Origin of the sequence: Xanthomonas sp. XNM01 (assembly GCF_014851915.1) — a bacterium.
Lineage (GTDB): Bacteria > Pseudomonadota > Gammaproteobacteria > Xanthomonadales > Xanthomonadaceae > Pseudoxanthomonas.
In genome coordinates, this window is the sequence record NZ_JACVAP010000004.1 from 158,518 (window position 1) to 185,168 (window position 26,651).

Annotated in this window: 21 protein-coding genes; 16 read left to right on the forward strand and 5 right to left on the reverse strand. The window is 70.8% G+C overall.

Annotated features, from left to right (window positions below):
- The first annotated feature begins 60 nt into the window (after positions 1 to 60).
- Both IB242_RS14865 and IB242_RS14870 read left to right on the forward strand, forming a co-directional pair.
- Positions 61 to 1,785: a glycosyltransferase family 39 protein gene (locus tag IB242_RS14865; RefSeq protein ID WP_192281084.1), complete on the forward strand. Its 1,725-nt coding sequence runs from the start codon at positions 61 to 63 to the stop codon at positions 1,783 to 1,785.
- 214 nt (positions 1,786 to 1,999) lie between these two features.
- Positions 2,000 to 3,202 carry an O-antigen ligase gene (locus tag IB242_RS14870; RefSeq protein WP_225540688.1) on the forward strand — a complete coding sequence of 401 codons (1,203 nt, stop codon included), beginning with the start codon at positions 2,000 to 2,002 and terminating at the stop codon, positions 3,200 to 3,202.
- Between the two features lie 690 nt (positions 3,203 to 3,892).
- On the opposite strand, the gene IB242_RS14875 is transcribed toward IB242_RS14870, so the two are convergent.
- Together IB242_RS14875 and IB242_RS14880 are read right to left on the reverse strand one after the other, a co-directional pair.
- Positions 3,893 to 5,554, reverse strand: coding sequence for an MFS transporter (locus tag IB242_RS14875; protein ID WP_192281090.1), 1,662 nt, complete (start codon positions 5,552 to 5,554; stop codon positions 3,893 to 3,895).
- Between the two features lie 126 nt (positions 5,555 to 5,680).
- Positions 5,681 to 7,048 carry a DcaP family trimeric outer membrane transporter gene (locus IB242_RS14880; protein ID WP_192281092.1) on the reverse strand — a complete coding sequence of 456 codons (1,368 nt, stop codon included), beginning with the start codon at positions 7,046 to 7,048 and terminating at the stop codon, positions 5,681 to 5,683.
- 304 nt (positions 7,049 to 7,352) lie between these two features.
- Here IB242_RS14880 and acs point away from each other — a divergent pair, with 304 nt between their 5' ends.
- The 8 genes from acs (at position 7,353) to hemC (ending at position 16,762) form a co-directional block, all read left to right on the forward strand.
- Positions 7,353 to 9,296: an acetate--CoA ligase gene (gene acs / locus IB242_RS14885; protein ID WP_192281095.1), complete on the forward strand. Its 1,944-nt coding sequence runs from the start codon at positions 7,353 to 7,355 to the stop codon at positions 9,294 to 9,296.
- A 112-nt stretch (positions 9,297 to 9,408) separates the two neighbouring features.
- On the forward strand, positions 9,409 to 10,074 hold the full coding sequence (locus tag IB242_RS14890) for a response regulator transcription factor (RefSeq protein WP_192281098.1): 666 nt from the start codon (positions 9,409 to 9,411) through the stop codon (positions 10,072 to 10,074).
- 161 nt (positions 10,075 to 10,235) lie between these two features.
- Complete coding sequence (gene mdoH, locus IB242_RS14895) at positions 10,236 to 12,155, forward strand: glucans biosynthesis glucosyltransferase MdoH (protein WP_192281101.1); 1,920 nt, start codon at positions 10,236 to 10,238, stop codon at positions 12,153 to 12,155.
- Between the two features lie 194 nt (positions 12,156 to 12,349).
- Positions 12,350 to 13,261, forward strand: coding sequence for an energy transducer TonB (locus IB242_RS14900; protein WP_192281104.1), 912 nt, complete (start codon positions 12,350 to 12,352; stop codon positions 13,259 to 13,261).
- 81 nt (positions 13,262 to 13,342) lie between these two features.
- Positions 13,343 to 14,005, forward strand: coding sequence for a carboxylesterase (locus IB242_RS14905; RefSeq protein WP_192281107.1), 663 nt, complete (start codon positions 13,343 to 13,345; stop codon positions 14,003 to 14,005).
- 22 nt (positions 14,006 to 14,027) lie between these two features.
- Positions 14,028 to 15,074, forward strand: a complete 1,047-nt coding sequence (locus IB242_RS14910; RefSeq protein WP_192281110.1) for a histidine kinase — start codon at positions 14,028 to 14,030, stop codon at positions 15,072 to 15,074.
- The gene (locus tag IB242_RS14915) at positions 15,074 to 15,811 is read left to right on the forward strand and encodes a LytTR family DNA-binding domain-containing protein (protein ID WP_192281113.1); all 738 of its coding nucleotides are present in this window, start codon (positions 15,074 to 15,076) and stop codon (positions 15,809 to 15,811) included. The genes IB242_RS14910 and IB242_RS14915 overlap by 1 nt, the downstream gene beginning before the upstream one ends.
- A 45-nt stretch (positions 15,812 to 15,856) precedes the next feature.
- The gene (gene hemC, locus IB242_RS14920; protein WP_192281116.1) at positions 15,857 to 16,762 is read left to right on the forward strand and encodes a hydroxymethylbilane synthase; all 906 of its coding nucleotides are present in this window, start codon (positions 15,857 to 15,859) and stop codon (positions 16,760 to 16,762) included.
- Positions 16,763 to 16,915: 153 nt separating this feature from the next.
- Here hemC and IB242_RS14925 read toward each other — a convergent pair whose 3' ends face one another.
- From IB242_RS14925 to IB242_RS14935, 3 genes are all read right to left on the reverse strand, one after another.
- Entirely contained in the window at positions 16,916 to 17,272 is a 357-nt protein-coding gene (locus IB242_RS14925; RefSeq protein WP_192281120.1) for a hypothetical protein, read from the reverse strand.
- Between the two features lie 294 nt (positions 17,273 to 17,566).
- Positions 17,567 to 18,334: a hypothetical protein gene (locus IB242_RS14930; protein ID WP_192281122.1), complete on the reverse strand. Its 768-nt coding sequence runs from the start codon at positions 18,332 to 18,334 to the stop codon at positions 17,567 to 17,569.
- A 203-nt stretch (positions 18,335 to 18,537) separates the two neighbouring features.
- The gene (locus tag IB242_RS14935) at positions 18,538 to 19,173 is read right to left on the reverse strand and encodes a hypothetical protein (RefSeq protein ID WP_192281125.1); all 636 of its coding nucleotides are present in this window, start codon (positions 19,171 to 19,173) and stop codon (positions 18,538 to 18,540) included.
- A gap of 103 nt (positions 19,174 to 19,276) precedes the next feature.
- On the opposite strand from IB242_RS14935, the gene IB242_RS14940 reads away from it, so the two are divergent.
- The 6 genes from IB242_RS14940 (at position 19,277) to IB242_RS14965 (ending at position 26,642) form a co-directional block, all read left to right on the forward strand.
- Complete coding sequence (locus tag IB242_RS14940) at positions 19,277 to 20,242, forward strand: YafY family protein (protein WP_192281128.1); 966 nt, start codon at positions 19,277 to 19,279, stop codon at positions 20,240 to 20,242.
- Positions 20,243 to 20,693: 451 nt separating this feature from the next.
- Complete coding sequence (locus IB242_RS14945; protein WP_343237154.1) at positions 20,694 to 21,011, forward strand: hypothetical protein; 318 nt, start codon at positions 20,694 to 20,696, stop codon at positions 21,009 to 21,011.
- Between the two features lie 72 nt (positions 21,012 to 21,083).
- Positions 21,084 to 23,183 (forward strand): prolyl oligopeptidase family serine peptidase, encoded by a 2,100-nt coding sequence (locus tag IB242_RS14950; RefSeq protein WP_192281131.1) that lies wholly within the window; start codon positions 21,084 to 21,086, stop codon positions 23,181 to 23,183.
- A 75-nt stretch (positions 23,184 to 23,258) separates the two neighbouring features.
- Positions 23,259 to 25,445, forward strand: a complete 2,187-nt coding sequence (locus IB242_RS14955) for a S9 family peptidase (RefSeq protein WP_192281134.1) — start codon at positions 23,259 to 23,261, stop codon at positions 25,443 to 25,445.
- A gap of 140 nt (positions 25,446 to 25,585) precedes the next feature.
- On the forward strand, positions 25,586 to 26,014 hold the full coding sequence (locus IB242_RS14960; protein ID WP_192281137.1) for a YbaN family protein: 429 nt from the start codon (positions 25,586 to 25,588) through the stop codon (positions 26,012 to 26,014).
- 418 nt (positions 26,015 to 26,432) lie between these two features.
- Positions 26,433 to 26,642: a lipoprotein gene (locus tag IB242_RS14965; protein WP_192281141.1), complete on the forward strand. Its 210-nt coding sequence runs from the start codon at positions 26,433 to 26,435 to the stop codon at positions 26,640 to 26,642.
- Positions 26,643 to 26,651: the final 9 nt, after the last annotated feature.

Below are 26,651 nucleotides of genomic sequence, written 5' to 3' on the forward strand. Positions count from 1 at the left end.
CATCGCGCCGACACCGGGTTCCGACATCCATGCGACATGACGCGGCTATCATCGCCGCCCATGCATATCGCCTTCGTGCGTCACCGCGACACCTGGCTGTTCTGGATCGTGGCCCTGCTGGTGCTGGGGGCCGGACTGGGGCTGCGCGATCCATGGCCCGCCGACGAACCGCGCTTCGCGCTTGTCGCGCGGCAGATGATCGAAAGCGGCGACTGGCTGTTCCCGCACCGTGGCGTCGAGCTGTATTCCGACAAGCCGCCGATGCTGATGTGGCTGCAGGCCGTCTTCTATCTGCTGCTGGGCAACTGGAAGCTGGCGTTCCTGCTGCCGTCGCTGCTGGCCGCGCTCGGCACCCTGTGGTGCGTGCAGGATCTCGGCCGTCGGCTGTGGACGCGGCAGGTCGGTCTCTATGCCGCCTGGGCGCTGCTGTTCGCATTCCAGTTCACCTGGCAATCGAAGAAGGCGCAGATCGATCCGCTGGTGACCTTCTTCATCACGCTGGCCAACTACGGGCTGCTGCGGCACCTGCTGCTCGGGCCGGCGTGGCGCTGGTGGGCGCTGGGCTGGGCCGCGGCCGGGCTCGGCACGATCACCAAGGGCGTCGGTGCGATCGCGCTGCTGATGCTGGTGCCAGCCGCGCTGGCGTCATGGCGGCACTGGCCCGGCGTGCGGGTGCATGTGCGCGACCCGCGCTTCTGGCTCGGCCCGCTGGCGTTTCTGGCCGCGGTGGCGGTGTGGCTGGTACCCGTGGTGAGCGTTGCCCTGGCCAAGGACCTGCCCGAGTACCGTGCGTACCTGGACGACATCCTGTTCCGGCAGACGGCCAAGCGCTACTCGCAATCATGGGATCACCACCAGCCGGGCTGGTATCACCTCGGGGTGATGCTGACCACCTGGGTTCCGCCCATCCTCGCGCTGCCGTGGGCCGTGTGCGCGTGGCGCCGCCGGCTGGCGCGGCACGATCCGCGCTACCTGCTGCCGCTGGCCTGGTGGCTGCTGGTGGTGGTGTTCTTCTCGATCCCCGACGGCAAGCGCGACGTCTACATCATGCCGGCGCTGCCGATGATGTGCCTGGTGCTGGCGCCACTGCTGCCGGGCCTGTTGAGGCGTGTGTGGGCGCAGCGTGGCGTGCTGGCGCTGAGCGGCTTCCTCGCCGTGCTGCTCGCCGGTGTCGGCGCCACCCTGCTGCTCGGTGACGGCGCCTTCGAGGCGCGCCTGCAGGCGCAGCGCGGGCTGGAACCGGTGCGGATCCAGGCCGCGGCATGGATGCTGGTGGCCGCCGGCATCTGGGGGATCGCCAGCATGCTGTGGTTCGGCCGCCGGCGCGCGGTGGCCGCGTTGTTCTCGACCCTGGCCGGGCTGTGGGTGCTGTTCGGCCTGGTCGGCTACGCGGTGCTCAACGACGCCAGTTCCGCGCGTGGCGTGATGACCGCGGTCGGGCAGCGGATCGGCCCCGATGCCGAACTCGGCCTGGTCGCCTGGAAGGAGCAGAACCTGCTGATGGCAGACCGCCCCGCCGTCAACTTCGGCTTCAAGATGGAGTGGGACGAACAGCTGCGGCGTGGCGTGGCGTGGCAGGCGCAGGCGCCCGCGCAGCGCTGGCTGCTGGTGCAGGAAGGCGCGCTGGAAGCATGCCTGGCGCGCGACCGGATCGAGCTTGCGGGCACGTCCAATCGCCGACGCTGGTGGCTGGTTCCGGGCGACGCGGTGATCGGGCCGTGCGTGCCGACGGCCAGTGAGCGTGCGGCGGCCGAGGCGCAGCAGCACGAAGACATCAATGACTGACCCTTCATCGTGCGTCCCGTAGACTGTACCGCGGCGCAACCAGAGGCCCGGATCCGATGAACTTTCCGGGGCGGGCTCAGTCGCCGTTCCGGATGCGCACAGGATGATGCGCAGCTCCACCAGTACAGGGATCGATGTGGGCGCAGTCCAGCTCGAAGCCGTGGATACGACACCGATGACGCAGCGCCTGACGCGTGCGCTCGCGGCGTGGGGCATGTTCAGTCTGCCCGCGCTGGCGGTGTCGGTCCCGAAGGGCGTGCTGCCGTTCGGCATCGTCCTGCTGGTCACCACCGTACTGATGGCACGCCGCATGGGCGAGGGCATCGCGCCGATCGTCCGGCCCCTGTCGTGGCTGTCGCTGGCCGTCGCGCTGGCGATCGGCGTGGCGCTCGTGTCCAGCCTCCGGCTGGGGCTCGACCCGGGCGACGTCGACAATCTCGACCGGTTGATCGGCATGCTCTGGGCCACCTTGTGGGCTTACGTGCTGCAGCCGCCACGCGCGGCGCTGTGGTGGGGCGCGCTGGTCGGCATCGCCGCGGCGTTCGCGCTCGCGCTGGGCCAGGTACTCGGCGGCGCGCCGCGCGCCTCGGGCTGGGGCAATGCGATCGTCTTCGCCGACGTGGTGCTGCTGCTGATGGTGCTGGCCGTGTTCTGCCGGCCGCGTCGCAGCTGGATGTGGACGGTGGCGGCGCTGGTGGTCGGCGTGGGCGCGATCCTGCTCAGCGGGACGCGCGGCACCTGGCCGGCGCTGCTGGTGCTGCTGGTCACGCTGGTGCTGGGCTGCGGCTGGCGCAGCCGGCGCAGCCGCGCGCTGCTGCTGGGCGGGCTGATCGTGGCGGCTGTCGCGGTGGTGATGTCGGTGCCGGCGATGCGCGAGCAGACGCGGCTTGCCGAGCTGCGGCAGGACATCGTACGGATGGACCGTGGCGACAACAACTCGTCCGCCGGTGCGCGCATGGAGCGGCTGGAAGTGGCGACCCAGGCGTTCCTGGCCCACCCGATGACCGGCGTCGGCTTCGTCCATTTCGATCTGGCGATGACCGCCGTTCCCGAATGCGCCGATCCGGTGCATGCCGGCGAGGAGCGCTGCCATCTCGGGCACGCCCACAACGACCTGGCCGAGTGGGCGGCGACGATGGGGATTCCGGGCGTGATCGCGCTGCTGGCCATCTATGGCATCCCGCTGTGGCTGTTCGCGCAGCTGCGGCGCCGGGCCGAGCCGGCCGGACAGCTGCGCGGCGCTGCCAACGCGGGGCTGATGCTGGTGGTCGCGTTCGTGCTGTGTGGCCTGACCCAGTCGATGTTCGCCCACCAGACCACGACCAGCGTGTATGCGTCCCTGGTCGGCCTGCTGATGGGCCTGGCGCTGCGCGAGGCGGGTGTCGGGCGCACCCGACGGCAGACAGGTCTCGTCTGAGACAGCCCAGGCAGTGAGGATGCCTACGCCGCATCGATGAAGGGCGTGGTGTAGCGAGACCAGGCCACGTCGCGTTGCCGATGATGGATGGAGACACGCGGACCTTCTGCCGTGTGTCCCCAAAGCAGCCCGAAGCCGGTACGCAACCCGCGTACGCCGGCAGACCGGCAGCGCGCGAAGCGATTCCGGATGCACGCACGTGCGTGACCGCCTGTGCCTGCCCCGCGGATCGCATCCGGTGGCGTGCAGCGGAGACGGTGTGTCGACCCGGGTTGCGACGTCACATCAGCACGCGCGACAAGCCGCGGCGGAAGCAGCGGGTGCTCGTGGACGTCTGCGCAGCGCTTCAGCAGCCACGCCTGCGGGTCGCACGGATGATGTCGTTGCTGGATGTGATGCTGGTCATGGCGCAGAGGTGCCGTCGCAGCGGTGTAGGCGAGACCGGCGGGTAGTGGCATCCGACTCTGCAAAAGCGGACGTCCGCGTTCGAGCGACGTCCCTCCTGTGCTTCCAGGCTGCGGAGACGGCGGACGCCGCACTCCGGCGTCATGCCCGACCGTCGCCGCTGGCTAAGCTGCGATGCCCCGCTCGGGCATCCACGCTTCTTTCTCCATGCGAAACGCAGAACGCCGGCCCTCGCGGGCCGGCGTTCCAGGGCAGGAGCCGGCCCGAAGGCCGGCCGGGCATCGTTTACTTGGTGATGTCCACGTCCTTGGTCTCGCGCAGGAACAGCGAACCGATCACCAGCGACATCAGGGCGATGCCGATCGGGTACCACAGGCCGTAGTAGATGTTGCCGGTGGCCGCGACCAGGGCGAAGGAGATCGCCGGCAGGAAGCCGCCGAACCAGCCGTTGCCGATGTGGTACGGCAGCGACATCGAGGTGTAGCGGATCTTGGTCGGGAACAGTTCGACCAGATAGGCGGCGATCGGGCCGTAGACCATCGTCACGAAGATCACCAGGATCCACAGCAGGAAGATCGTCATCGGAATGTTGATACGGCTCGTATCCGCCTTCTCCGGGTAACCGGCGGCATTGAGCGCCGCGCGCAGGTCTTTGCCGAAGCTTCCCTGCTGGGCCTTCAGCGCATCACCGGCCAGACCCGCGGCCTCGTAGGAGGGCACGCTGTTGTTGCCCACGTGCACTTCGGCCAGCGTGCCAGCCGGAGCCGGCTCGACGCTGTAGGGCACGCCGGCGTTCGCCAGCGCAGCAGTCGCCACATCGCAGGAGCTGGTGAACTTGCGGGTACCGGTCGGGTTGAACTGGAAGCTGCAGGTCGCGGGGTCGGCAACGACGACGGCGGGCGAACTCGCTACCGCTTCTTCGATCGCCGGATTCGCGTAGTGGGTGAGACCCTTGAAGATCGGGAAGTAGGACACGGCGGCGATCAGGCAGCCGGCCATGATGATCTTCTTGCGGCCGATCTTGTCCGACAGCCAGCCGAAGAACAGGAAGAACGGCGTGGCCAGGACCAGCGCGGCGGCGATCAGCAGGTAGGAGACGGTCAGGTCGACCTTCAGCATGCTCTGCAGGTAGAACAGCGCATAGAACTGGCCGGCGTACCAGACCACGGCCTGGCCGGCCGTGGCGCCCACCAGGACCAGGGTCATCAGCTTCAGGTTGCCGCCCTTGATCGAATCACGGAACGGGGTCTTGGAGCCCTTGCCCTCGGCCTTCATCTGCTGGAACAGCGGCGACTCGCTCAGCTGCAGGCGGATCCACACCGACACGCCCAGCAGCACGATCGAACCCAGGAACGGGATGCGCCAGCCCCAGTCCTCGAACGCCTCGACGCCCAGCACGTAGCGGCAGCCCAGGATCACCGCCAGCGACAGGAACAGGCCCAGCGTCGCCGTGGTCTGGATGAAGCTGGTGTACAGGCCGCGCTTGCCCGGCGGCGCATGCTCGGCGACGTAGGTGGCCGCGCCACCGTACTCGCCACCCATCGCCAGGCCCTGGGCCAGGCGCAGCACGATCAGGATGATGGGGGCGGCGATGCCGATCGAGGCGTAGTTGGGCAGCACGCCGACCAGGAAGGTCGAGATGCCCATGATCAGGATCGTGACCAGGAAGGTGTACTTGCGGCCGATGCGGTCGCCGAGGCTGCCGAAGAAGGCCGCGCCGAACGGACGCACGAAGAAGCCTGCCGCGAACGCCAGCAGGGTGAAGATCATGCCGGTCGTCGGATTGACGCCGCTGAAGAACTGGCGCGACAGGATCAGTGCGAGCGATCCGTACAGATAGAAGTCGTACCACTCGAAGACGGTGCCGAGGCTGGACGCGAAGATGACCTTCTTGTGGCCCTTCGTCAGCTCGCCCTTGGGCGCGGTGTTGGCAGGTGTGCTGGACATTGAGGCTTCCCCTCCGAAGCATTCATGGGTCGATGGCTCCGGTGCGTGTGCCGGATGCCGGTTGTCTGGCGGGTCCGCCGCGCGGCGGGGTGGCCGCGCGGCGTCTGCTGCATGGGAAACGGTCTCTTAGAAGGTGTACTTGGTGGTGAACTGCAGGCGGGTGATGTCGCCGTCGGCACCGCTTTCCAGCTCGCGTTTTCCGTACATCAGCTCGGCGCCGACGTCGACCTTGGGCATCGGCGAGTAGAAGACGTTGCCGCGGATGCTCTGCACGCTCCTGGTGACGCCGAGCCCGGTCAGGGCGACGTCGTTGTCGTAGTCGCTGCGGGCGAAGATCAGGTTGGTGCGCAGCTTGGGACTGAACGCATGGCGCCAGCCCACGTAGCCGGCCAGCACGCCGATCGAATCGACGCTGCCGTCGGTCGGGTCGAGCACGCCGTCCTGGTGGATGCCCAGGCCGATGTAGCGGGCGATGCCTTCGCCGCCGGTCAGCTGGTAGTGGATGCTGTCGCTGGCGCCGGCCTGCCACTTGCCGCCCAGGGTCAGGCCGCCGCCGATCGAGCTGTCGTCGTAGACGGTGGTGCCGACCGCGCGGTCGACCTTGAGCTGCTTGACCAGGCCGCCGATGCCGAAGGTGCCCCAGTCGCCCTTCCAGCCGTAGCGCAGGGTCAGATCGGGCAGGGCGCCGCGGTCGGACGAGGTGGTGCCGACCAGGGTGGTCTCCGGGTTCTCCAGCGCGACGCTGAAGCCGCCGCTGGTGTAGCGGATCTGCGCCTGGCGCACGAAGATCACGCCATCGGTCGGGCCGACGAAGTCGACCGCCTCGGGGATCGAGCCGGCGTCCATGAAGTTGGACCAGGTCTGACCGGCCAGCCAGTTGTTCCAGTACATGTAGGCGTGGCGCAAGGTGACGCCGTAGGTGTTGGTCGCGGCCTGGTTGCCCAGCGAGTTGCCGAAGAAGTCCATCTCGACCAGCGCACCGGCCTTGTCGCCGTTCTCGGCGACGTGGTCCACGCCCAGGTTGAAGCGCGAGAACTTGGCATGCGCGTTGTAGTCCACGTCCGAGCTGCTGCCGCCGACGGGGGTCTGGCCCGGCAGGTACAGCGCGCGGCCGGTCGCATCGTCGGCAAGCTGGCCGTCGCCGGTGCGGGTGGCCAGGAAATCAGCCTTGATGAAGCCGCCGAACTTGAACGTGGTGCCGGGCACCGCGCCCGGGGTGATCGAGGTCACCTGGATCGGCTGCTTGCCCGCCGGCACCGGCTTCGGCTGGTGCTGCTGCACTTCGACCAGCTGGGTCTGGGCCTGCTGGATCGCGCCCTGCTGCTGTTGCTGCGCCGACAGCAGCAGCTGCACCTGCCTTTCCAGATCGGCGACGCGTGCCTCGAGCGCCTTTTCCTTGTCGGTCTGCGCGAAGGCCAGGCCCGGCGCGGCCAGTGCGACGAACAGGGCGGCGGCCAGTGGCCGGCGCACCAGGTTGGATGAACGCATGCTCATTGCCCCTCTCTCCCGTGAATCTTCAGGTCATGACGCGTGGCCACGTCCGGCGCGGCTCGTGTCCGCAGACTGCGCATGCGCTTCCGGTGCGCCTATTCGCCATTAGTCGAATCCATCCGCCGCGCCGGCCGGCGGCCGCGCCGTTGCGGGTTCCTGCCGGCATCGCCATGGACGCGCCGTCGCGTTGTTCGACCAAGGTCGTATCGGAACTGCTGCATTGCGTCACGGTCGATACGGCAGACTGTGGTCACCGGTCGGCACACGCCGGCCCGCAGGCATCACGCAAGCATCAGAGGAGGGAGGCATGTCCGATCTGTACCCCGTCAAGCCGGAGTTCGCCGCCAAGGCGCGCATCGGCAAGGACGACTACCAGCGCCTGTACCGCGAGTCGGTCGAGGATTCCGAGGGCTTCTGGCGCAAGGCCGCCGAGCGCCTGGACTGGTTCACCACGCCGACCCGCATCAAGGACGTCAGCTACGCGCTGGACGACTTCCGCATCCGCTGGTTCGAGGATGGCGAGCTCAACGCCTCGGTCAACTGCCTGGACCGGCAGCTGGCCACGCGCGGCGACAAGACCGCGCTGCTGTTCGAGCCCGACAGCCCGGACGCGCCGGCGCAGCACGTCACCTACCGGCAGCTGTACGAACGCGTGTGCCGGCTCGGCAACGCGCTGCGCAACCTGGGCGTGGTCAAGGGCGACCGGGTCACCATCTACCTGCCGATGATCCCCGACGCGGTCGTGGCGATGCTGGCCTGCGCGCGCATCGGTGCGGTGCATTCGGTGGTGTTCGGCGGCTTCGCGCCGAACTCGATCGCCGACCGCGTCGGCGACTGCGGCAGCAAGCTGATCATCACCGCCGACGAAGGCCTGCGTGGCGGCAGGAAGATCCCGCTGAAGGCCAACGTCGATGCGGCGCTGAAGCTGCCGGGCACCAACAGCGTCGAGACCGTGCTGGTGGTGCGCCACACCGGAGGCGCCGTCGACATGCAGGCCCCGCGCGACCGCTGGTTCCACGACGTGGTCGACAGCCAGCCGGCGCAGTGCGAGCCGGAGCGGATGAACGCCGAGGATCCGCTGTTCATCCTCTACACCTCCGGCTCGACCGGCAAGCCCAAGGGCGTGCTGCACACCACCGGCGGCTACCTGCTGTACGCGGCCTACACCCATGAGGCGGTGTTCGACCTGCGCGAGGACGACATCTACTGGTGCACCGCCGACGTCGGCTGGGTCACCGGCCACAGCTACATCGTCTACGGCCCGCTGGCCAACGGCGCGACCTCGCTGGTGTTCGAGGGCGTGCCGAACTATCCGAGCGTGTCGCGCTTCTGGGAAGTGATCGACAAGCACAAGGTCACCATCTTCTACACCGCACCCACTGCCATCCGCGCGCTGATGCGCGAGGGCGAGGAGCCGGTGAAGAAGGCCGCGCGCAGCAGCCTGCGCCTGCTCGGCAGCGTCGGCGAGCCGATCAATCCCGAAGCCTGGCGCTGGTACTACGAGGTCGTCGGCGACGCGCGCAGCCCGATCGTCGACACCTGGTGGCAGACCGAAACCGGCGGCATCCTGATCTCGCCGCTGCCCGGCGCGACCGACCTCAAGCCCGGCTCGGCCACGCTGCCGTTCTTCGGCGTGCAGCCGGCGCTGGTCGATGCCAACGGCGAGAAGCTCGAAGGCGCGACCGAGGGCAATCTGGTCCTGCTCGATTCCTGGCCGGGCCAGATGCGCAGCGTCTACGGCGACCACCAGCGCTTCATCGACACCTACTTCCGCACCTATCCGGGCACCTACTTCACCGGCGACGGCTGCCGCCGCGACGCGGACGGCTACTACTGGATCACCGGCCGCGTCGACGACGTGATCAACGTCTCCGGCCACCGCATCGGCACCGCCGAGGTGGAAAGCGCGCTGGTCAGCCACCCGAAGGTGGCCGAGGCGGCCGTGGTCGGCTTCCCGCACGACATCAAGGGCCAGGGCATCTACGCCTACGTGACCCTGATCGCCGGCGAGACCCAGAGCGAGGAGCTGCTGAAGGAACTGGTGGCCTGGGTGCGCAAGGAGATCGGGCCGATCGCCACGCCCGACCACCTGCAATGGGCGCCGGGCCTGCCCAAGACCCGCTCGGGCAAGATCATGCGCCGCATCCTGCGCAAGATCGCCGAGAACGCGCCCGACCAGCTCGGCGACACCTCGACCCTGGCCGATCCGTCGGTGGTCGAATCGCTGGTCAACGAGCGCAAGGTGAAGTGATCGGGCCGCACGCGCCGGCGGATGCGGGAGGGCACCGCCGGCGCATGCATGCCATCCATCGCTGCCTGCATACTGCGAGGTCCCTCTCATCCGTCCCCCGGCTTCCTCCTGCATGTCCACGATCCTGATCGCCGACGACCACCCGCTGTTCCGCGAAGCCCTGCGCGGCGCCGTGCAGCGGATCCTGCCCGGCGCGGTGCTGCACGAGGCCGACAGCGTCGATGCGCTGTACACGCTGGTCGAGGCCAATGCCGACGCCGACCTGCTGCTGATGGACCTCAACATGCCCGGCGCGCACGGCTTCAGCGCGCTGGTCCACCTGCGCGCGCTGCATCCGCAGCTGCCGGTGGTGGTGGTGTCGGCACGCGAGGAGCCGTCGGTGATGCGGCGCGCGCTGGACCATGGCGCACTGGGCTTCATCCCGAAGTCGGCCGATTCGGACACCATCGGCGAGGCGGTCGGTCTGGTCCTGGACGGCGAACGCTGGGCGCCGCCGGCCGCGAGCAACGCTCCGTCGCTGTGCCAGGACGAGCTCGAGGTGGCGCAGCGCCTGCGCGACCTGACCCCGCAGCAGTTCCGGGTGCTGCAGATGCTGGGCGAAGGCCGGCTCAACAAGCAGATCGCCTACGACCTGGGCGTGTCCGAGGCCACCATCAAGGCCCACGTCACCGCCGTGCTGCGCAAGCTGGGGGTCAACAACCGCACCCAGGCGGTCCTGATGGCGGGCCGCCTGGCGGTCGATCCGGAGTCGGTCGTAGCCCCGCCCGAGGCCGACTGAACGGAATTTCACGCGGCCCCTTGCGGCAGGGGTGGTGACGCACCGCACAATACGCAGATGACGGACGGGCGACAGGCTGGTGTCGACCCTGCCCGGGTGGGCGCTGCGCGCACCCTGTCCGCCCCCGACGAGCTGCTGCGAGGTTGTACGTGCGATCTGCGATGAACCCGCCTGCCGGCACCGCGCCGGGGCCTGCGACGACCGTGGACGAACCCGACCAGGACTGGCTGCCGGCCGAGGCGCCGCTGGCGATGCCGGGACAATCCCTGCGCGAGGGCACGCTGCCCGCCGCCATTCCCGCGACCTCGCCGCGCGGCATCGGCTGGCGCCGCGCCTATGTGATCGGCGGCACCGCGGCGATGACCGCGGCCGCGGCGCTGGGCATGCTGCAGGTGCTGCGCGTGAACGGGATCAGCCTGCTGGACATGGTCCTGCTGGTGCTGTTCGTGGCGCTGTTCGCCTGGATCGCGATGTCCTGCCTGAGCGCGGTCGCCGGCTTCGTGCTGTCGCTGCGCGAGCGCCGGCATCCGCTGGGGATCGAGCGCGACGGCCCGCTGCCGACGCTGCGCGCCCGCACCGCGCTGCTGATGCCGACCTACCACGAGGATCCCGAGCGGATCATGGCCGGCCTGCAGGCGGTGTACGAATCGGTCGCCGCGACCGGCCAGCTGGCGCATTTCGATTTCTTCGTGCTCTCCGACAGCCGCCGCGAGGAGATCGCCGCGCAGGAGCGCGCGGTCTTCGCCGCGGTGCGCGAGCGGGTCGATGGCGCGGGCCGGCTGTTCTACCGCCGGCGGCGCGAGAACGGCGGGCGCAAGGCCGGCAACGTCGCCGAGTGGGTACAGCGCTTCGGCGCGGCCTATCCGCAGATGCTGGTGCTCGATGCCGACAGCCTGATGACCGGCGACACGCTGGTGCGGCTGGCCGCGGCGATGGAGCGCAATCCCGGCGTCGGCCTGCTGCAGACCCTGCCGCGGGTGGTCAACGGCGCCAGCCTGTTCGCGCGCATGCAGCAGTTCGGCGGGCGCGTGTACGGCCCGGTGATCGCGCGCGGCATCGCCTGGTGGCACGGCGCCGAGGGCAACTACTGGGGCCACAACGCGATGCTGCGCACCCGCGCCTTCGCCGACCACGCCGGCCTGCCGGCGCTGCCGGGGCGCAAGCCGTTCGGCGGCGACATCCTCAGCCACGACTTCGTCGAGGCCGCGCTGATGCGGCGCGGCGGCTGGGCGATCCACATGGTCCCCGACCTCGGCGGCAGCTACGAGGAAGGCCCGCCATCGCTGAGCGACCTGCTGGTCCGCGACCGCCGCTGGTGCCAGGGCAACCTGCAGCACGGCAAGGTGGTCGGCAGCGCCGGCCTGCACTGGATCAGCCGCATGCACATGGCGGTCGGCATCGGCCATTACTTCACCGCGCCGATGTGGGCGATGCTGATGCTGGTCGGCCTGGCGATCCCGCTGTACAGCACCGACCTGACCTGGAACGGCTTCCAGCTGCCGGGCTTCTCGCCGCTGGCGTTCTGGCGCGAGAAGGACGCCGAGCGCGTGGCCTGGCTGTTCGCCGCGACCATGGGCGTGCTGTTCGCGCCGAAGATCCTCGGCTACCTGTCGATGCTGCTGGATCCGGCCGAACGCCGCGGCTGTGGCGGCGCCTTCCGGGCGCTGGTCGGCGTGCTGATCGAGAGCGTGCTGGCCGCGCTGATGGCGCCGGTGGTGATGTACCGCCAGTCGCGCGGTGTCGCTGAAGTGCTGGCCGGTCGCGATTCGGGCTGGGAGGCGCAGCAGCGCGACGACGGCAGCGTGCCGTTGTCCAGCCTGGTACGCAGCTATGCCGGGCTGAGCCTGTTCGGCCTGTTCATGGGCCTGCTGGCCTGGGCGGTCTCGCCTGGGCTGGCGTTGTGGATGCTGCCGGTGGTGTTGGGCATGGTGCTGGCGATCCCGACGGTGGCGATCACCTCGAGCCGTCGCGGTGGTCGCTGGCTGCGCCGGCACCGGATCTTCTGCATCCCCGAGGAACTCGACCCGCCTTGGGTGCTGCGTCGGGCCGCCGAACTGCGCCACCGCAACGACGTCGCTTGATCATCGCGCCTGCTGCGCCGCCGGCAGCTGTCGGCGGCCGCGCCGTGTCCGCGCGCCGCGGCGGTGGGCCCGCTGCCGCCTTCGACCCGGGCTGCACCGACGCGTCCCGGCCTGGAGGCACGCCGGTGCCCGGCAGCGCTGTCCCGCGGGCGTCATCTGCTCCGGCTAGGCTGCGCCGCTCCAGGGGGTGTGCGATGCGTGCGAAGTGGGTCGTGGTGATGACGATGCTGGGCGGTGCGCTGGCCGGATGCGGCCAGGCGCCGGCCCCGGAACCGATGCCGGTCGTCGAGGCGGACGCGCCGCCGATGCAGGCGCCGGCGATCCCCGAGGACGATGCCGGCCTGCAGGCGGCGGCCGACCAGGCGATGCGCGAGCAGCATCTGTTCGCGCCGGCCGGCGCGAACGCGGTGGAGTACTTCCTGGCCCTGCGCGAGCGTCCGGCCCACGCTGCGGCGGCCGGCACCGCCCTGGTCCAGCTGCAGCCGTACCTGATGCTGGGCATCGAGCGCAGCCTGCAGGACGGCGGCGCCAGCGAGGCCGGCCGCCTGGTCGACCTGCTCGCGCGCGCCGATCCGGCCGCGCCCGCGCTGCCGCGCCTGCGCCAGGCGGTGTCGACCCTGCTGGCCGACCAGGCCCGGCAGGAGGCCGCGCTGACCGCGCAGGCCGCCGCCGCCCGGCCCGAGCCACGTCCGGCCGCGCCCGCGCCTGCGGCGCCGTCAGTGCAGGCTCCCTCGACGCCGGTGCCCGCGGTCGTCGCGGCGCCGGTCACGCCCGCGCCGGCCAGGGTGGAGACACCGCCTGCAGCGGCCACCGCCGTACCGACGGTCCCCGCTCCCGGCGCGCGGCGACAGCCACGCCTGCTGGCCGACGTGAGTCCGCGCTATCCACTGCCGGCCCTGCGCGGGCGCATCGAGGGCCAGGTCGAGCTGTCGTTCCGGGTGATGCCCGATGGCGCGGTCCGCGACGTGCGCGTGGTATCCGCCGATCCGGCCGGCCTGTTCGATGCCTCGGCGCTGGCCGTGGCCGCGCGCTGGCAGTTCGAGGCCACCGGCGAACAGCACACGATGCAGCGGGTGCTGCGCTACCGGCTGCCGGCCGGCAGCTGAGGCCGGCGCGCTCCCGCGATGCGGACCCGCGCCCGGAGGCTGCGGGCATAATGCGGCGATTGCCCTTCCGCGGAACCCCCGATGCTGCTGCAGACGCTCGAACAGGAAACCGGCCCGGCGCCGCAATGGACCGTGCTCTGGCTGCACGGTCTCGGCGCCGACGGCCACGACTTCGCGCCGCTGGTCCCCGAACTGGTGCGCCCGCACTGGCCGGCCCTGCGCTTCGTCTTTCCACATGCGCCGCAGCGGCCGATCACGATCAACGGCGGCATGCCGATGCGCGCCTGGTACGACATCGTGGCGATGGACTTCGCCGAGCGCGCCGACGCCGCTGGCGTGGACGAATCGGTCGCCCAGGTCGACGCGCTGATCGCGCGCGAGGCCGAGCGTGGCGTGCCGGCCTCGCGGGTGCTGCTGGCCGGCTTCTCCCAGGGCGGCGCGATCACCCTGGCCGCGGGGCTGCGCCGCAGCGAGCCGCTGGCCGGCCTGATCGCGCTGTCGACCTATCTGCCCGGCGGCGATGCGGCCGCCTCGGCCCGGCATCCCAACGCGGTCGCGCAGCCGGTGTTCATGGCCCATGGCGATGGCGATCCGGTGGTGCCGCTGCGGTACGGCCAGGCCAGCGCGGCCGCGCTGGAGCGGGTCGGCCTGGAGGTCGACTGGCACCGCTATCCGATGGCCCACCAGGTCTGCGCCGAGGAGATCGCCGCCCTCGGCGACTGGCTCGAGCGGCGCCTGCGCTGAGCGCCGGCCCGGTGCAGCGGCGATGAACGACCCGCGCGAGCACGTGCCCTGGCTGCCGGACCTGTGCCGGCTGCCGCGCCTGCTGGCGATGCTGGGCGCGGCCGAGCTGGTCGTGGTGGTGGTCGCGCTGGCCCCCGATGGCGTCCGCGACTGGAGCCCCGCGCGTTTCCTGTCCGCCAGCGGCTTCGCGCTGTGGCTCGCGCTGGCGGTGGCGGTGCTGCTGTGCAAGCTGCGCGTGCCGCTGTCGCGGCTGCCGCTGCGTTCCGGCGCGCTGGCCGCTGTCGGCCTGGCGGCGACGGTGGCGGCGCTGATGGCGGGCATCGTGCATGGCCTGTACGGCAGTCTCGGCAGCGAGGCGATGGGCGTGGGGTTCTGGCGCTTCACCCTGGGCGGCGCGGCGGTGACGGCGCTGATCGTGGCCCTGCTGCTGCGCTACTTCTACGTCAGCGACCGCTGGATGGCCCAGACCCGGGCCAACGCCCGCGCCGAGGCCGATGCCCTGCAGGCGCGGATCCGGCCGCATTTCCTGTTCAACAGCATGAACCTGATCGCGAGCCTGCTGCCGCGCGACCCGGACACCGCCGAGCGGGCGGTGCTGGACCTGTCCGACCTGTTCCGGGCCGCGCTGGGCGCCGGCGAGGCCGACTCGACCCTGGCCGCCGAATGCGAGCTGGCCACCCAGTACCTGTCGATCGAGCGGCTGCGCCTGGGCGCGCGCCTGCAGGTGGAGTGGGACCGGCGCGAGCCGCTGCCGCTGGACCTGGCGATGCCGCGGCTGGTGCTGCAGCCGCTGGTCGAGAACGCCGTCCTGCACGGCATCTCGCGCCTGCCGGAGGGCGGCACGGTGCGGATCGCGCTGTGGTGCGAGGGACGCACGCTGCGGCTGCAGGTGCTCAATCCGGCCCCGGCGCCGGACACCGCACAGTCGCCTGCCTTCCAGCGCGGCGCCGGCCATGCCCAGCGCAGCATCGCCAATCGCCTGGCCTACCGCTTCGGCGCGGGCGCGCGGGTGACGTCGGCGTGGCGCGACGGCTACTATGCCTGCGACGTCACGCTGCCGTTGCCCTGATGCCGCCCCTGACACTGGTCATCGCCGACGACGAACCGCTCGCCCGCGAGCGCCTGCGCCGCCTGCTCGCCGAGCAGCCCGACGTGGACGTGGTGGCCGAAGCCGAGAACGGGCAGCAGGTGCTCGACCTGTGCGCCAGCCGGCAGCCGCATGCGGTGCTGCTGGACATCGCGATGCCCGGCATCGACGGGCTGGAGACCGCCCGCCGGCTGGCGGCGGCCGATCCGCCGACCGCGGTGGTGTTCTGCACGGCCTACGACGCCCACGCCCTGTCCGCCTTCGAGGCCGCCGCGCTGGACTACCTGGTCAAGCCGGTGCGGCCCGAGCGTCTGGCCGCCGCGCTGGAGCGGGTGCGGACCTTCCTCGCCGGCCGGCCGGCACCGGCCGCGGCCGCGCCCGGCGAGCGCCGCGGCCATCTGTGCGCGCGCCTGCGCGGCAGCCTGCGGCTGATCCCGCTGGAGGAGATCCGTTACCTGCAGGCCGAGGAGAAGTACGTGGTGGTCCACCACACCCGCGGCGAGGACCTGATCGAGGAATCGCTGAAGTCGCTCGAGGACGAGTTCGGCGACCGCTTCGTGCGCATCCACCGCAACTGCCTGGTCGCCCGCCAGGAACTGGTCGAACTGCGTCGCGGCACCGACGGCCACGTGCAGGCCGTGCTGCGGCACACGCCGCAGCCGCTGGAGGTCAGCCGCCGCTGCGTGCCCCAGCTGCGGCAGACGCTGCGCCATCTTTGATCTCGCGCAAGCCGCGCCGCCGCCGGCATCCGCGATAATGCGCGGATGAAGACCCTGCGCATCGCCACCCGCAAGAGCCCGCTCGCCCTGTGGCAGAGCGAACACGTCGCCGCCCGCCTGCGGATCCTCCATCCCGGCCTGGAGGTCGTGCTGGTGCCGATGAGCACCCGTGGCGACGAGCAGCTGGACCGCTCGCTGGCCGCGATCGGCGGCAAGGGCCTGTTCCTGAAGGAGCTGGAACTGGCGATGCAGCGCGGCGACGCCGACTGCGCGGTGCACTCGCTCAAGGACGTGCCGATGGAGCTCGAGCCGGGCTTTGCGATGCCGGCCGTGCTCGAACGCGCCGACCCGGCCGACGCCTTCGTCAGCAATCACCACGTCGGGGTGGAGACGCTGCCCGAGGGCGCCGTGGTCGGCACCTCCTCGCTGCGCCGGCAGGCGCTGCTGCGCGCGCTGCGCCCTGACCTGCAGCTGCGCGACCTGCGCGGCAACGTCAACACGCGGCTGGCCAAGCTCGATGCCGGCGAGTACGACGCCATCGTGCTGGCCTGCGCCGGCCTGCAGCGGCTGGGCATGGACCTGCGGATCCGCTCGCGCCTGCTGCCGCCGCTGTGGCTGCCGGCGCCGGCGCAGGCGGTGGTCGCGGTCGAGACCCGCGAGGGCGATGCCGCCACCGCTGCGTTGATGGCGCCCCTGGAACATCCGCCGACCCGGATCCGGATCGAGGCCGAGCGCGCGCTCAACCGCGCGCTGCACGGCAGCTGCCACGTGCCGGTGGCCGCCTATGCGGAGCTGGACGGCACCCGCCTGCACCTGCAGGCCCTGGTCGGCTCGGCCACCGATGGCAGCCAGGTGCGTGCCGAGTCCGAAGGCCCGGCCGATGCGCCGCAGGCGCTCGGTCGCCATGTCGCGGCCGAACTGCTGGCCAAGGGCGCCGGACGGTTTCTGTAACCGTACGGACGGCCGGCACGGACGCATCGCCGGGGGCGGGACATCACGGCGCGTGGCGCGGCGACGGCGTCGAGACCGAAGACCGGCCCATGATTCGCGGCCGCCTGGGAGGAGTGATCCCGCGCCGCCCTCGTCACCGGCATCGCGAGGCGCTCACCCCGGAGCGCGCCGTCGCGTGAGCGCCAGCGCCAGCCGACACAGGATGATGGCGACCACCAGGCACAGCAGGGCGATGGCCGCATAGACGAACTGCGCGCCGGCGTGGTGAGTGACCAGACCGTCGAAGTGATTCCCCTCGGCGGTGTAAGGCAGGCCGGCAAGCCACCACGCGTGGACGGCGATCGACACGCCGAGGGCAGCAGCGAGCAGGCTGCAGCCGCCGACCAGCACGGTCAGGAGCAGCCGCATCATCGTGTCGCGCCTGTCGGATCGGTGCGGATCATGTGTGGCCACATGCCCGATGGCGCTGAAGGTCGCGCCTGCGTGTCCGGTGCGCACGCGGGCCACCACGTGCCCGGCCTGCGATCACCCGTGTCGCCGGGCGGATGCAGCGCGGTCATGGGGCGGGGTACCTGGCGCACCCTGTCCGATGGGAGGCCTCCCGGGAGGAAGTCACTGCAGCGCCCTCGTGCGGATGCCCGGGAGCATCGCATCGCCATCGACCGTCCCGACCGCCCGCGGGGCGACCGCCAACGCGGAGGCATCGCACATGCGCTGGTTCCGTCGACGGCGTCGTCGGTCACCGCTGCCGGAAGGAATGGCGTGGGCACCATCGACACTGTCGCGCATCGAGACGGCATGGCCTCAACGGGCGATGGGCGTGGCCAGCAGCAGGCGGTGCTCGAGCGTGGAGCCGGCGAGCACCGACAGCGCCGCCAGCGGCCACAGCAGCCGGCCCAGGCCGGGCAGGGCGAAGGACAGCAGGGCCAGCAGCAGCGGCAGGCCGGCCAGCAGGCCCAGCACGATCCAGCGTGGGCGCATCGCCGGCAACGGTGCCGGGCGCCGGTCGTCGCGCCAGAACAGGAGCAGCAGGCCGGCCAGCACCAGGACCAGCATCAGCAGCGATGGCGCAGGCGCGGTGGCCGGCATCGCCGCGCCCCAGGCCAGCGCGATCAGGGCGAACAGCAGGGTCGCGCCGGCCAGCATCGCGGTGGCCAGCTGGACTGGCATCCGCAGCGGCGGCGAGGGCTGCAGCAACGCCGGCGGCGTGGCCGCCAGGGTCAGCACGCCGCCCATCGCGGTGGCCATCGCGGCTGCGCTGATCAGCATGGGGTCGGCATGGCTGCCGGTCTTCAGCGTCAGCAGGACCAGCGCGGCCAGCATCGACAGCGCACCGAGGCCGAGGGCGCGCAGGCGCCACGGATTCGGCGCCGGCGTGCGCCACAGCAGCGGCAGCAGCGTCGCGCTCAGCAGCAGGCCGAGGCCGAGCCCGCTCACCTGCAGGCGCTGCACGTCCACCGTGCCGATGCGGCCGTGCAGCACGGCGGCGCTGATCGCCGTCCACAGCAGCAGCCCGCTGCCGGTGGTCGCGGCGGTCCACAGTGCAGGACGCAACAGGCCGTCGCGGCTCACGGCCGGTCACCGCTTATGCGGCGTGGCATGCGACGACCGGCATGGCCGATCTCCGGCGCATGTGCAGGCCGGCAGGAAATGGGTGGGTGCATCGTGTCCCCGCTGGTGCGGCGGTACGCGACCGCCTCGGTTCCCCTGAGCGCAGAGTCTGCCATCGGCATCGGCGGGTGCGCTTGCCGCCGGTCGGCGCTGGCGTGCGCCGGTCAGGGCGGGTCGATGCGGATCGCCGGATCGTCGAAGCGCGCGTAGCGCAGGGTCATCGCGTAGTCGCCCTGCGGGCCGGTGCCGCGGGTGACGATCTGCAGCGGCAGGCCGCGCGCATCGACCCAGTAGTCGAACGCGAGCGGCTGCGGATCGCCATGCTGCACGCGATAGCGGCGCGCGGGCCGGCCGTCGACCAGGTCCGCACCGCGATCCTCCACCTGCAGCGCATCGCCGAGGCTGCCCAGCCGCATCGGGTCGCGCCATTCGGCCAGCACGCCCGGTTCCAGCGGCACCTGCCGGGTGTGTCCGCCCGCGCTCAGGTACAGCGTGTCGCCGACCACCACCTGGGTGCCGGCCGGCAGGACGATCCGGTAGCGGTCCGGCGCGACGAACTCCAGCCGCTGTTCGATCGCGCGTGCGCCTTCCATCCGCATCGTCGCCTCGAAGCTGCGCGCGGCGAGGAAGCGTCCCATCGACGCGCGGACTTCGCTGGCGGGGTCGGCCGGCGCGGCAGGCAGCGCATCGGCGGCGGGAATCGTGCTGGCGGCCGGCGACGCGGGCGGTGCCGGGTCGGCGCAGGCGGCCAGCAGGAGGACCAGCGCGAAGGACAGCGGTCGGACGGGGAACGGGCGCATGGCGGCGACGGACGGAGGCGGGCCGCCCACGATACCGTCACGCCCGCAGGAGCGGATGACCGGCGGATGCACCGCGTACCGGCAACCGCGCCATAATCGGCGCATGGACCGATACGAACGCATCAACGCCCTGCATCGCATCCTCAAGGCCGCCCGCTACCCGGTCACCGTGCCGCGGCTGCAGGAGGAGCTCGGATGCTCCCGCGCCACCGTCTACCGTGACCTGGCCTTCCTGCGCGACGCGCTGATGGCGCCGGTGGAGGGCGATGGCGATGCCGGTTTCCGTTACGCGGCGGGCGAGAGCGACCGCTTCGAACTGCCCGGGCTGTGGCTGAGTTCGGAAGAGCTGCATGCGCTGCTGGCCTCGCAGCAGCTGCTCAAGCGCACCGGCGGCGGCGTGCTCTCGACCGTGCTGGCACCGCTGCAGCAGCGGATCGAAGGACTGCTGGCCGCGCAGGCCGGCGCCAGCCAGTGGCCGGTCGAGCGCGTGCGGGTGATCCCGCATCGCGGCCGTCGCCTGGACGAGGCCACCTTCCGCATCGTCGCCTCGGCGGTGCTGGAGCGGCGTCGGCTGACGTTCGAGTACCGCGCCCGCTCCACCGACGAGACCACGAAGCGCAAGGTCTCGCCGCAGCGGATCACCCATTACCGCGACAACTGGTACCTGGACGCGCTCGACCACGACCGCGGCGCGCTGCGCAGCTTCGCGGTGGACCGCATCGTCAATGCGAAGCCGCTGGGCGATGCCGCCGAGGACCTGTCCGACGAGGCGCTCAACCAGCACCTGTCGTCCAGCTACGGCATCTTCTCGGGCGAGCCGCGCGGCTGGGCGACCATCCTGTTCGACGCCAAGATCGCGCGCTGGGTCGCCGACGAGCACTGGCACTCCAAGCAGCAGGGCCGCTTTCTGGCCGATGGCCGCTACGAGCTGAAGGTGCCCTACAGCGTGCCGCGCGAACTGCTGATGGACGTGATGCACTACGGCGCCGACGCCGAGATCGTCGAGCCCGCCATGCTGCGCGAACAGGCCAAGGCGCTGCTGGAGCTGTCGTTGAGCCGGTACGCGTGACGAAGCGGTCGTGCCCAGGTGATGGGCCATACCACGCATCGGTGTCTCAGCGCTGGCGCTGAACCCGGCGTGGTGTCCGGTGGCGACCGGAGCGGCCGATGAAACGTTGCGGCAACCACGCCGGTCGCCATGCGCCGCTCGGCGATGGTCGCGCCGGCGGGGAGGACGGTCGCGCCAGCGCGCCTCCGGACAGATGCAGGATGCGGCTGGGCCATCATCCTGCCGGAATGGCCCCGGCCAGGGCCGCCATGTCCGATCCCGCCCTGGCCACGACCTGAAGGACGGCGGCCGCGCGCGCTCCTTCGGCAGCGCAGATGCCGCTCGACCATGCGCCGCGCTCGAACGTCCCGGTGTCGTCGGCCGTCCCATTGCGGTCCAGGTCCGTCGGCCGGTCGCAGCCTCTGAGATGGACCGGCCGCAGGCTGTGCTCCCGACTCAGGAGCCTCCCGCCATGCCGATCTGGTCCCCGACTGCCGCCATCTCCGCCTCCGCTGCCGACCTGCGCCCGGACCCCGGCCACGGCCCGGATCCGCTGATCGAGCGCGTGCTGCGCCGGCTGCTGCTGGCCGGGCTCGCGGCGGTGCTGCTGGTGCCGGCGCTGCGCGGCTCCAGCGACTGGCTCGGCTGGATGCCGCTGTGGCTGGTCGGCATGCCGCTGGCGGCCTGGTGGGCGCTGCACCGCTTCCGGCTGCCGCCGGCGCTGGCGCGGATACTGCGCCGCCGTAGCCAGGCGCGCCGCGGGGCCCAGGCCAGGCGCCTGCCGGCCTGACCATCGGCAGGGGCTCGGGCAGGCAGGGCTGTGCTAGCGTCGCCGGCTGCATTTCATTTCGACGGAGTAGCCATGTCCCGACTCGCCCAGGCCTGCCTGTTCGCAGGTCTCATCGCCGCCGGTGCGGCCCATGCCCAGGAGGCCGCGGTGAGCGACGATCCGTACCAGTGGCTGGAAGACGTCACCGGCGACAAGGCCTTGGACTGGGTCCGCGCCCAGAACGCGAAGACCGATGCCGCGCTGGCCTCCACGCCGGAGTTCAAGCGCCTGGAAGCCGGCATCCGCGAGGTCCTGGATTCGGACGCCAAGATCCCCGGCGTGCAGAAGATCGGCGACTACTACTACAACTTCTGGAAGGACAAGCAGCACGAGCGCGGCCTGTGGCGCCGGACCACGCTGGAGGAATACCGCAAGCCGAATCCAGCCTGGGAAACCCTGCTGGACCTGGATGCGCTGAACAAGTCCGAGGGCGAGAACTGGGTCTGGCACGGCGCCAACTGCCTGCGCCCGGCCTACGAGCGCTGCCTGATCGCGCTGTCGCGCGGCGGCGCCGATGCCGACGTCACCCGCGAGTTCGACCTGGGCAGCAAGACCTGGGTCGACGGCGGCTTCTACCGTCCGGAAGCCAAGGGCGGGGTGAGCTGGATCGACCAGGACACGCTGTTCGTCTACACCGATTTCGGCGCCGGCACGATGACCGAGTCCGGCTATCCGCGCGTGGTCAAGCGCTGGAAGCGCGGCACCCCGCTGGCCGCGGCCGAGGTGGTGTACGAAGGCAAGGCCGACGACATGTACATCGCCGGTTACCACGACGACACCCCGGGCTACGAGCGCGATTTCGTCAGCCGCACCCTGGCGTTCTACAACGACGAGCTGTACCTGCTCGGCGCCGACGGCAAGCTGGTCCGCATCGACGTGCCGAATTCGGTCAACAAGAGCGTGCACCGGCAGTGGCTGACGCTGGAGCTGCGTGAAGCCTGGACCGTGGGCGGCAGGACCTATCCGGCCGGCGCGTTGCTGGCGACGAAGCTGGACGACTTCCTGGCCGGCAAGCGTGAATTCGACGTGCTGTTCGAGCCGACCGACACCAGCTCGCTGGCCGGCTTCAGCTGGACGAAGTCGCATCTGGTGCTGAACGTGCTGGAAGACGTGAAGAGCAGGCTGACGGTGCTGACCCCGGGGACGCAGGGCTGGACCCGCAGCGCCTTCGTCGGCGCGCCGGCGTTCGGCACGATCAGCGTCGGCGCGGTCGACAGCGAGGACTCCGATGCGGTCTGGCTGAGCTCGTCCGACTATCTGACCCCGCCGACGCTGTCGCTGGCGCAGATCGGCCAGCAGCCGGAAGTGCTGAAGTCGATGCCGGCGTTCTTCGATGGTTCGAAGCATGCGATCGAGCAGCACTTCGCGACCTCCGAGGACGGTACGAAGGTGCCGTACTTCCTGGTCCGTCCGAAGGACCTGAAGCTCGACGGCAGCGCGCCGACCCTCCTGTACGGCTACGGCGGCTTCGAGATCTCGCTGACCCCGAGCTACTCCGGCGGCATGGGCCGCGCCTGGCTGGACAACGGCGGCGTGTACGTGGTCGCCAACATCCGCGGCGGCGGCGAGTACGGCCCGCGCTGGCACCAGGCGGCGCTGAAGCAGAACCGGCACAAGGCCTACGAGGACTTCGCCGCGGTCGCCCGCGACCTGACCGCCAGGAAGATCACCTCGCCGGCGCATCTGGGCGTGCAGGGCGGCAGCAACGGCGGCCTGCTCACCGGCAACATGCTGACCCAGTATCCGGAGCTGTTCGGCGCGGTGGTGGTCCAGGTGCCGCTGCTGGACATGCGCCGCTACAACAAGCTGCTGGCCGGCGCCTCGTGGATGGCCGAATACGGCAATCCCGACACCGCCGACTGGGCGTTCATCAAGACCTTCTCGCCGTACCACCTGTTCGACCCGGCGAAGGAGTACCCGCCGGTGATCTTCACCACGTCCACCCGCGACGACCGCGTGCATCCGGGCCATGCCCGCAAGATGGCGGCGCTGATGATCGACGCCGGCAAGGACGTGACCTACTACGAGAACATCGAAGGCGGTCACGGCGGTGCGGCCAACAATGCGCAGGCCGCGCACATGGCGGCGCTGGCCTACAGCTTCCTCTGGAAGCGGCTCTCGACCGGCAACTGACACGGCACGGGGCGCGGCGGAAGTCGCGCCCCGCTGCTTCACGGCACTGGTAATTCCCTTCGACGGACCCCATCCATGACGCGTTCCCTCACCACCGCACTGGCGTTGCTGATGACTCTTCCCCCGATTTCCGCCGCCTCCGCGGCCACTCCGCCGGATGCCGCGCGCAAGCCGCATACGGTGACCGCCCCGTTCGGCGCGGCCCGCGACGACGAGTATTACTGGCTGCGCGACGACGACCGCGAGGACAAGGCGATGCTGGCCTACCTCGCCGCCGAGAACGCCTACGCCGACGCGGTGCTCGCACCGCTGAAGCCGGTCGAGGATGCGCTGTACGAGGAGATCGTCGGCCGGATCAAGCAGGACGACAGCTCGGTGCCGTACCGCGAGCAGGGCTGGTGGTACTACTCGCGCTTCGAGGCCGGCAAGGACTACCCGGTGCACGCGCGCCGCCGCGACGCGGCCGGCCTCGATGCGCTGTCGATCCAGGCCGCCAACGAGCGCGGCGACTTCGCCGGCGAGCAGGTGCTGCTGGACGTCAACGTGCTGGCCGCCGACAAGGGCTACTACAGCGTCGGCGACTACGCAGTCAGCAACGACAACCGGCTGCTGGCCTATGCCGACGACAGCAACGGCCGCCGCCAGTACACGGTGCGCGTCAAGAACCTGGAGACCGGCGAACTCTATCCGGACGTCATCACCGGTGTGTCCGCCAACCTGGTCTGGGCCGACGACAACAAGACCCTGTTCTACGTCGAGAACGACCCGGACACCCTGCTGACCGTGCGCGTAAAGAAGCACGTGCTGGGCACGCCGGTCGCCGACGACGTGCTGGTCTACGAGGAAACCGACGACAGCTTCTACATGGGCGTGGGCCGTACCCGCGACGAGAAGTTCATCACCATCGAAGTCTCGAGCACGGTCTCCTCCGAGCTGCGCTACGCGCCGGCGGCCGACCCGACGACCTTCACCGTGCTGGCGCCGCGTGCGCGTGACGTCGAGTACGACGCCGACCACCTGGGCGACCGCTGGGTGATCCGCACCAACGCGCCGGGCGCCGACGGCAAGCCCACGACCAACTTCAAGCTGGTCACCGCGCCCAGCGATGCGACCTCGCGCAGTCAGTGGACCGACTGGCTGGCGCACGATCCGGCGGTGTTCATCGAGGGCTTCGAGCTGTTCGACGGCTTCACCGCGATCGCCGAGCGTTCCGACGGCCTGGAGCGGATCCGCCTGCTGAAGGCCGACGGCAGCCAGGACTACGTCAAGGCCGACGAGCCGGCGTACTCGATGGGCCTGTCGGTCAACGCCGAGCACGACAGCACCTGGCTGCGCTACGGCTACACCTCGCTGGCCACGCCGTCGACCACCTACGAGCTCAACATCGCCACCGGCGAGCGCCGCGTGCTGAAGCAGCAGCCGGTGATCGGCTACGACCCGGCCAGGTACACCACCGAGCGCCTGTGGGTGACCGCGCGCGACGGGGTCAAGGTGCCGGTGTCGCTGGTCTACCGCAACGGGTTCAAGAAGGACGGCAGCGCCGCCCTGCTGCAGTACGCCTACGGCAGCTACGGCATCTCGATGGACCCGGGCTTCAACTCGCCGGTGGTCAGCCTGCTCGACCGCGGCATGGTCTATGCGATCGCCCACATCCGTGGCGGCCAGGAGATGGGCCGGCAGTGGTACGAGGACGGCAAGCTGCTGAACAAGCAGAACACCTTCAACGACTTCATCGACGTGACCCGTGCGCTGGTCGCACAGGGCTACGTGGCCAAGGACCGCGTCGCCGCGTCCGGCGGCAGCGCCGGCGGCCTGCTGATGGGTGCGGTCGCCAACCAGGCGCCGGCCGATTACCGGGTGATGGTCGCGCAGGTGCCGTTCGTCGACGTGGTCACGACGATGCTGGACGCGTCGATCCCGCTGACCACCAACGAGTACGACGAGTGGGGCAACCCGGAGCAGAAGCCGTTCTACGACGTGATGCTGGCCTACTCGCCCTACGACAACATCAAGGCGCAGGACTACCCGGCGCTGTTCGTCGGCACCGGCCTGTGGGACTCGCAGGTGCAGTACTGGGAGCCGGCCAAGTGGGTGGCGCGCCTGCGCGACCACAACACCGGCAGCCATCCGATCGTGTTCCGCACCAACATGGAAGCCGGTCACGGCGGCAAGTCGGGCCGGTTCCGCCGCTACCGCGAGATGGCCGAGTACTATGCGTTCGTGCTCGACCAGCTTGGCGTGCAGGCCGCACCGCTGAAGTAAGTCCGACGGATGTCGCGAGGCCGAAGACGCCGGGCACTGCCCGGCGTCTTCGTTCGTGGCGCACCGGCATGGGCGTTCTGCTGCGCGGTGCCTGCCAACTGCGGTAAAACTGCGTGGTGAACGACCTACCGCCACCCGCGATGCCTTCCAGCCGGTTCCGCTGGCTGTGGTGGCTGCTGGCCTATGTCAGCCTCGGGTTGGGCATCCTCGGCGTGTTCCTGCCCGGCCTGCCGACCACGCCGTTCATCCTGGTCGCGGCCTGGGCCGCCGCGCGCGGTTCGAAGCGCCTGCACGCGAGACTGCTGGCCGATCCGCGGTTCGGCCCCCTGATCCGCGACTGGCAGCAGCACCGCGCCGTGCCGCGCCGGGCCAAGTGGATGGCGACGTGGGCGATGCTGGCCAGCGCCGCGATCATGCTCGGCGTCATGCTGGTCACCCCCGGCTATCGGCTCTGGATGGTCGCCCTGCCGATCGGCTGCATGGCCGCGGTCGGCACCTGGCTGTGGTGCCGGCCCGAGCCGCCGCCACGCACGCCAGGCATGGACGCGCCTTCGCCGCCGGAACGGTGATCCCGGTCGTCCGCGGATGCACCCGCCATCGCGCCGCGAGTGCCGTGTGCCGCATGCCGCCCCGGCCCCGTCGGCAGATGCCTGTGCTCCGGCATGCCGTGCCGTCGCCGGGCAGGGCATGCCGGCAGGTTGAACCCATGACGCCGGTCGCCTGCGCGCTGGCTGCTGCGTCCAATGCCCGGCAACGGCGTCAGTCCCGCCGGCGCGTGCCGTCGCCGGATGCATGGTGGTGGCTCGTTGATCCTGGTTCCGATGTCACCAGCGCGGATCCGCCGGGGCACGGCGTGGAGGCCCGTGCCGCACGATGTGCGCCGGCGTCATGCCTTCCTGGGGACGGGCGTGCCGGCGTGACCGCACGCTGCGCGCGGTCGATGCCCGGCTCACGGCCGGTGACGCGCGCCGGCTTATACTTCGGCGCATGAACACGCCCTCCCTCCGTTTCCTGTCCGCGGCCGCGCTGCTGGCCGTTCTCGCCGCCTGCGGCAACAAGGGCCCGCTGGTGCTGCCGCAGAAGCCGATCCCGGTCGAAGAGCCCGCGCTCGAGCCGCCACCGGCCAACACCGACCCGGTGCCTGCTTCGACGACCGATCCGGTCCAGGACACGGTGCCCGAGCCGGCCCGCGGCTGAGATCATCCC

Bases quoted from the DNA above. Each gene is read 5' to 3' on its own strand.
- IB242_RS14935 (WP_192281125.1), bottom strand. From the start codon at position 19,173: ATGCGCCCGTTCCCCGTCCGACCGCTGTCCTTCGCGCTGGTCCTCCTG.
- IB242_RS14865 (WP_192281084.1), top strand. From the start codon at position 61: ATGCATATCGCCTTCGTGCGTCACCGCGACACCTGGCTGTTCTGGATC.
- hemC (WP_192281116.1), top strand. From the start codon at position 15,857: ATGAAGACCCTGCGCATCGCCACCCGCAAGAGCCCGCTCGCCCTGTGG.
- IB242_RS14870 (WP_225540688.1), top strand. From the start codon at position 2,000: ATGTTCAGTCTGCCCGCGCTGGCGGTGTCGGTCCCGAAGGGCGTGCTG.
- IB242_RS14875 (WP_192281090.1), bottom strand. From the start codon at position 5,554: ATGTCCAGCACACCTGCCAACACCGCGCCCAAGGGCGAGCTGACGAAG.
- IB242_RS14905 (WP_192281107.1), top strand. From the start codon at position 13,343: ATGCTGCTGCAGACGCTCGAACAGGAAACCGGCCCGGCGCCGCAATGG.
- IB242_RS14950 (WP_192281131.1), top strand. From the start codon at position 21,084: ATGTCCCGACTCGCCCAGGCCTGCCTGTTCGCAGGTCTCATCGCCGCC.
- IB242_RS14910 (WP_192281110.1), top strand. From the start codon at position 14,028: ATGAACGACCCGCGCGAGCACGTGCCCTGGCTGCCGGACCTGTGCCGG.
- IB242_RS14945 (WP_343237154.1), top strand. From the start codon at position 20,694: ATGCCGATCTGGTCCCCGACTGCCGCCATCTCCGCCTCCGCTGCCGAC.
- IB242_RS14955 (WP_192281134.1), top strand. From the start codon at position 23,259: ATGACGCGTTCCCTCACCACCGCACTGGCGTTGCTGATGACTCTTCCC.
- IB242_RS14960 (WP_192281137.1), top strand. From the start codon at position 25,586: ATGCCTTCCAGCCGGTTCCGCTGGCTGTGGTGGCTGCTGGCCTATGTC.
- mdoH (WP_192281101.1), top strand. From the start codon at position 10,236: ATGAACCCGCCTGCCGGCACCGCGCCGGGGCCTGCGACGACCGTGGAC.
- IB242_RS14965 (WP_192281141.1), top strand. From the start codon at position 26,433: ATGAACACGCCCTCCCTCCGTTTCCTGTCCGCGGCCGCGCTGCTGGCC.
- IB242_RS14900 (WP_192281104.1), top strand. From the start codon at position 12,350: ATGCGTGCGAAGTGGGTCGTGGTGATGACGATGCTGGGCGGTGCGCTG.
- acs (WP_192281095.1), top strand. From the start codon at position 7,353: ATGTCCGATCTGTACCCCGTCAAGCCGGAGTTCGCCGCCAAGGCGCGC.
- IB242_RS14880 (WP_192281092.1), bottom strand. From the start codon at position 7,048: ATGAGCATGCGTTCATCCAACCTGGTGCGCCGGCCACTGGCCGCCGCC.
- IB242_RS14890 (WP_192281098.1), top strand. From the start codon at position 9,409: ATGTCCACGATCCTGATCGCCGACGACCACCCGCTGTTCCGCGAAGCC.
- IB242_RS14915 (WP_192281113.1), top strand. From the start codon at position 15,074: ATGCCGCCCCTGACACTGGTCATCGCCGACGACGAACCGCTCGCCCGC.
- IB242_RS14940 (WP_192281128.1), top strand. From the start codon at position 19,277: ATGGACCGATACGAACGCATCAACGCCCTGCATCGCATCCTCAAGGCC.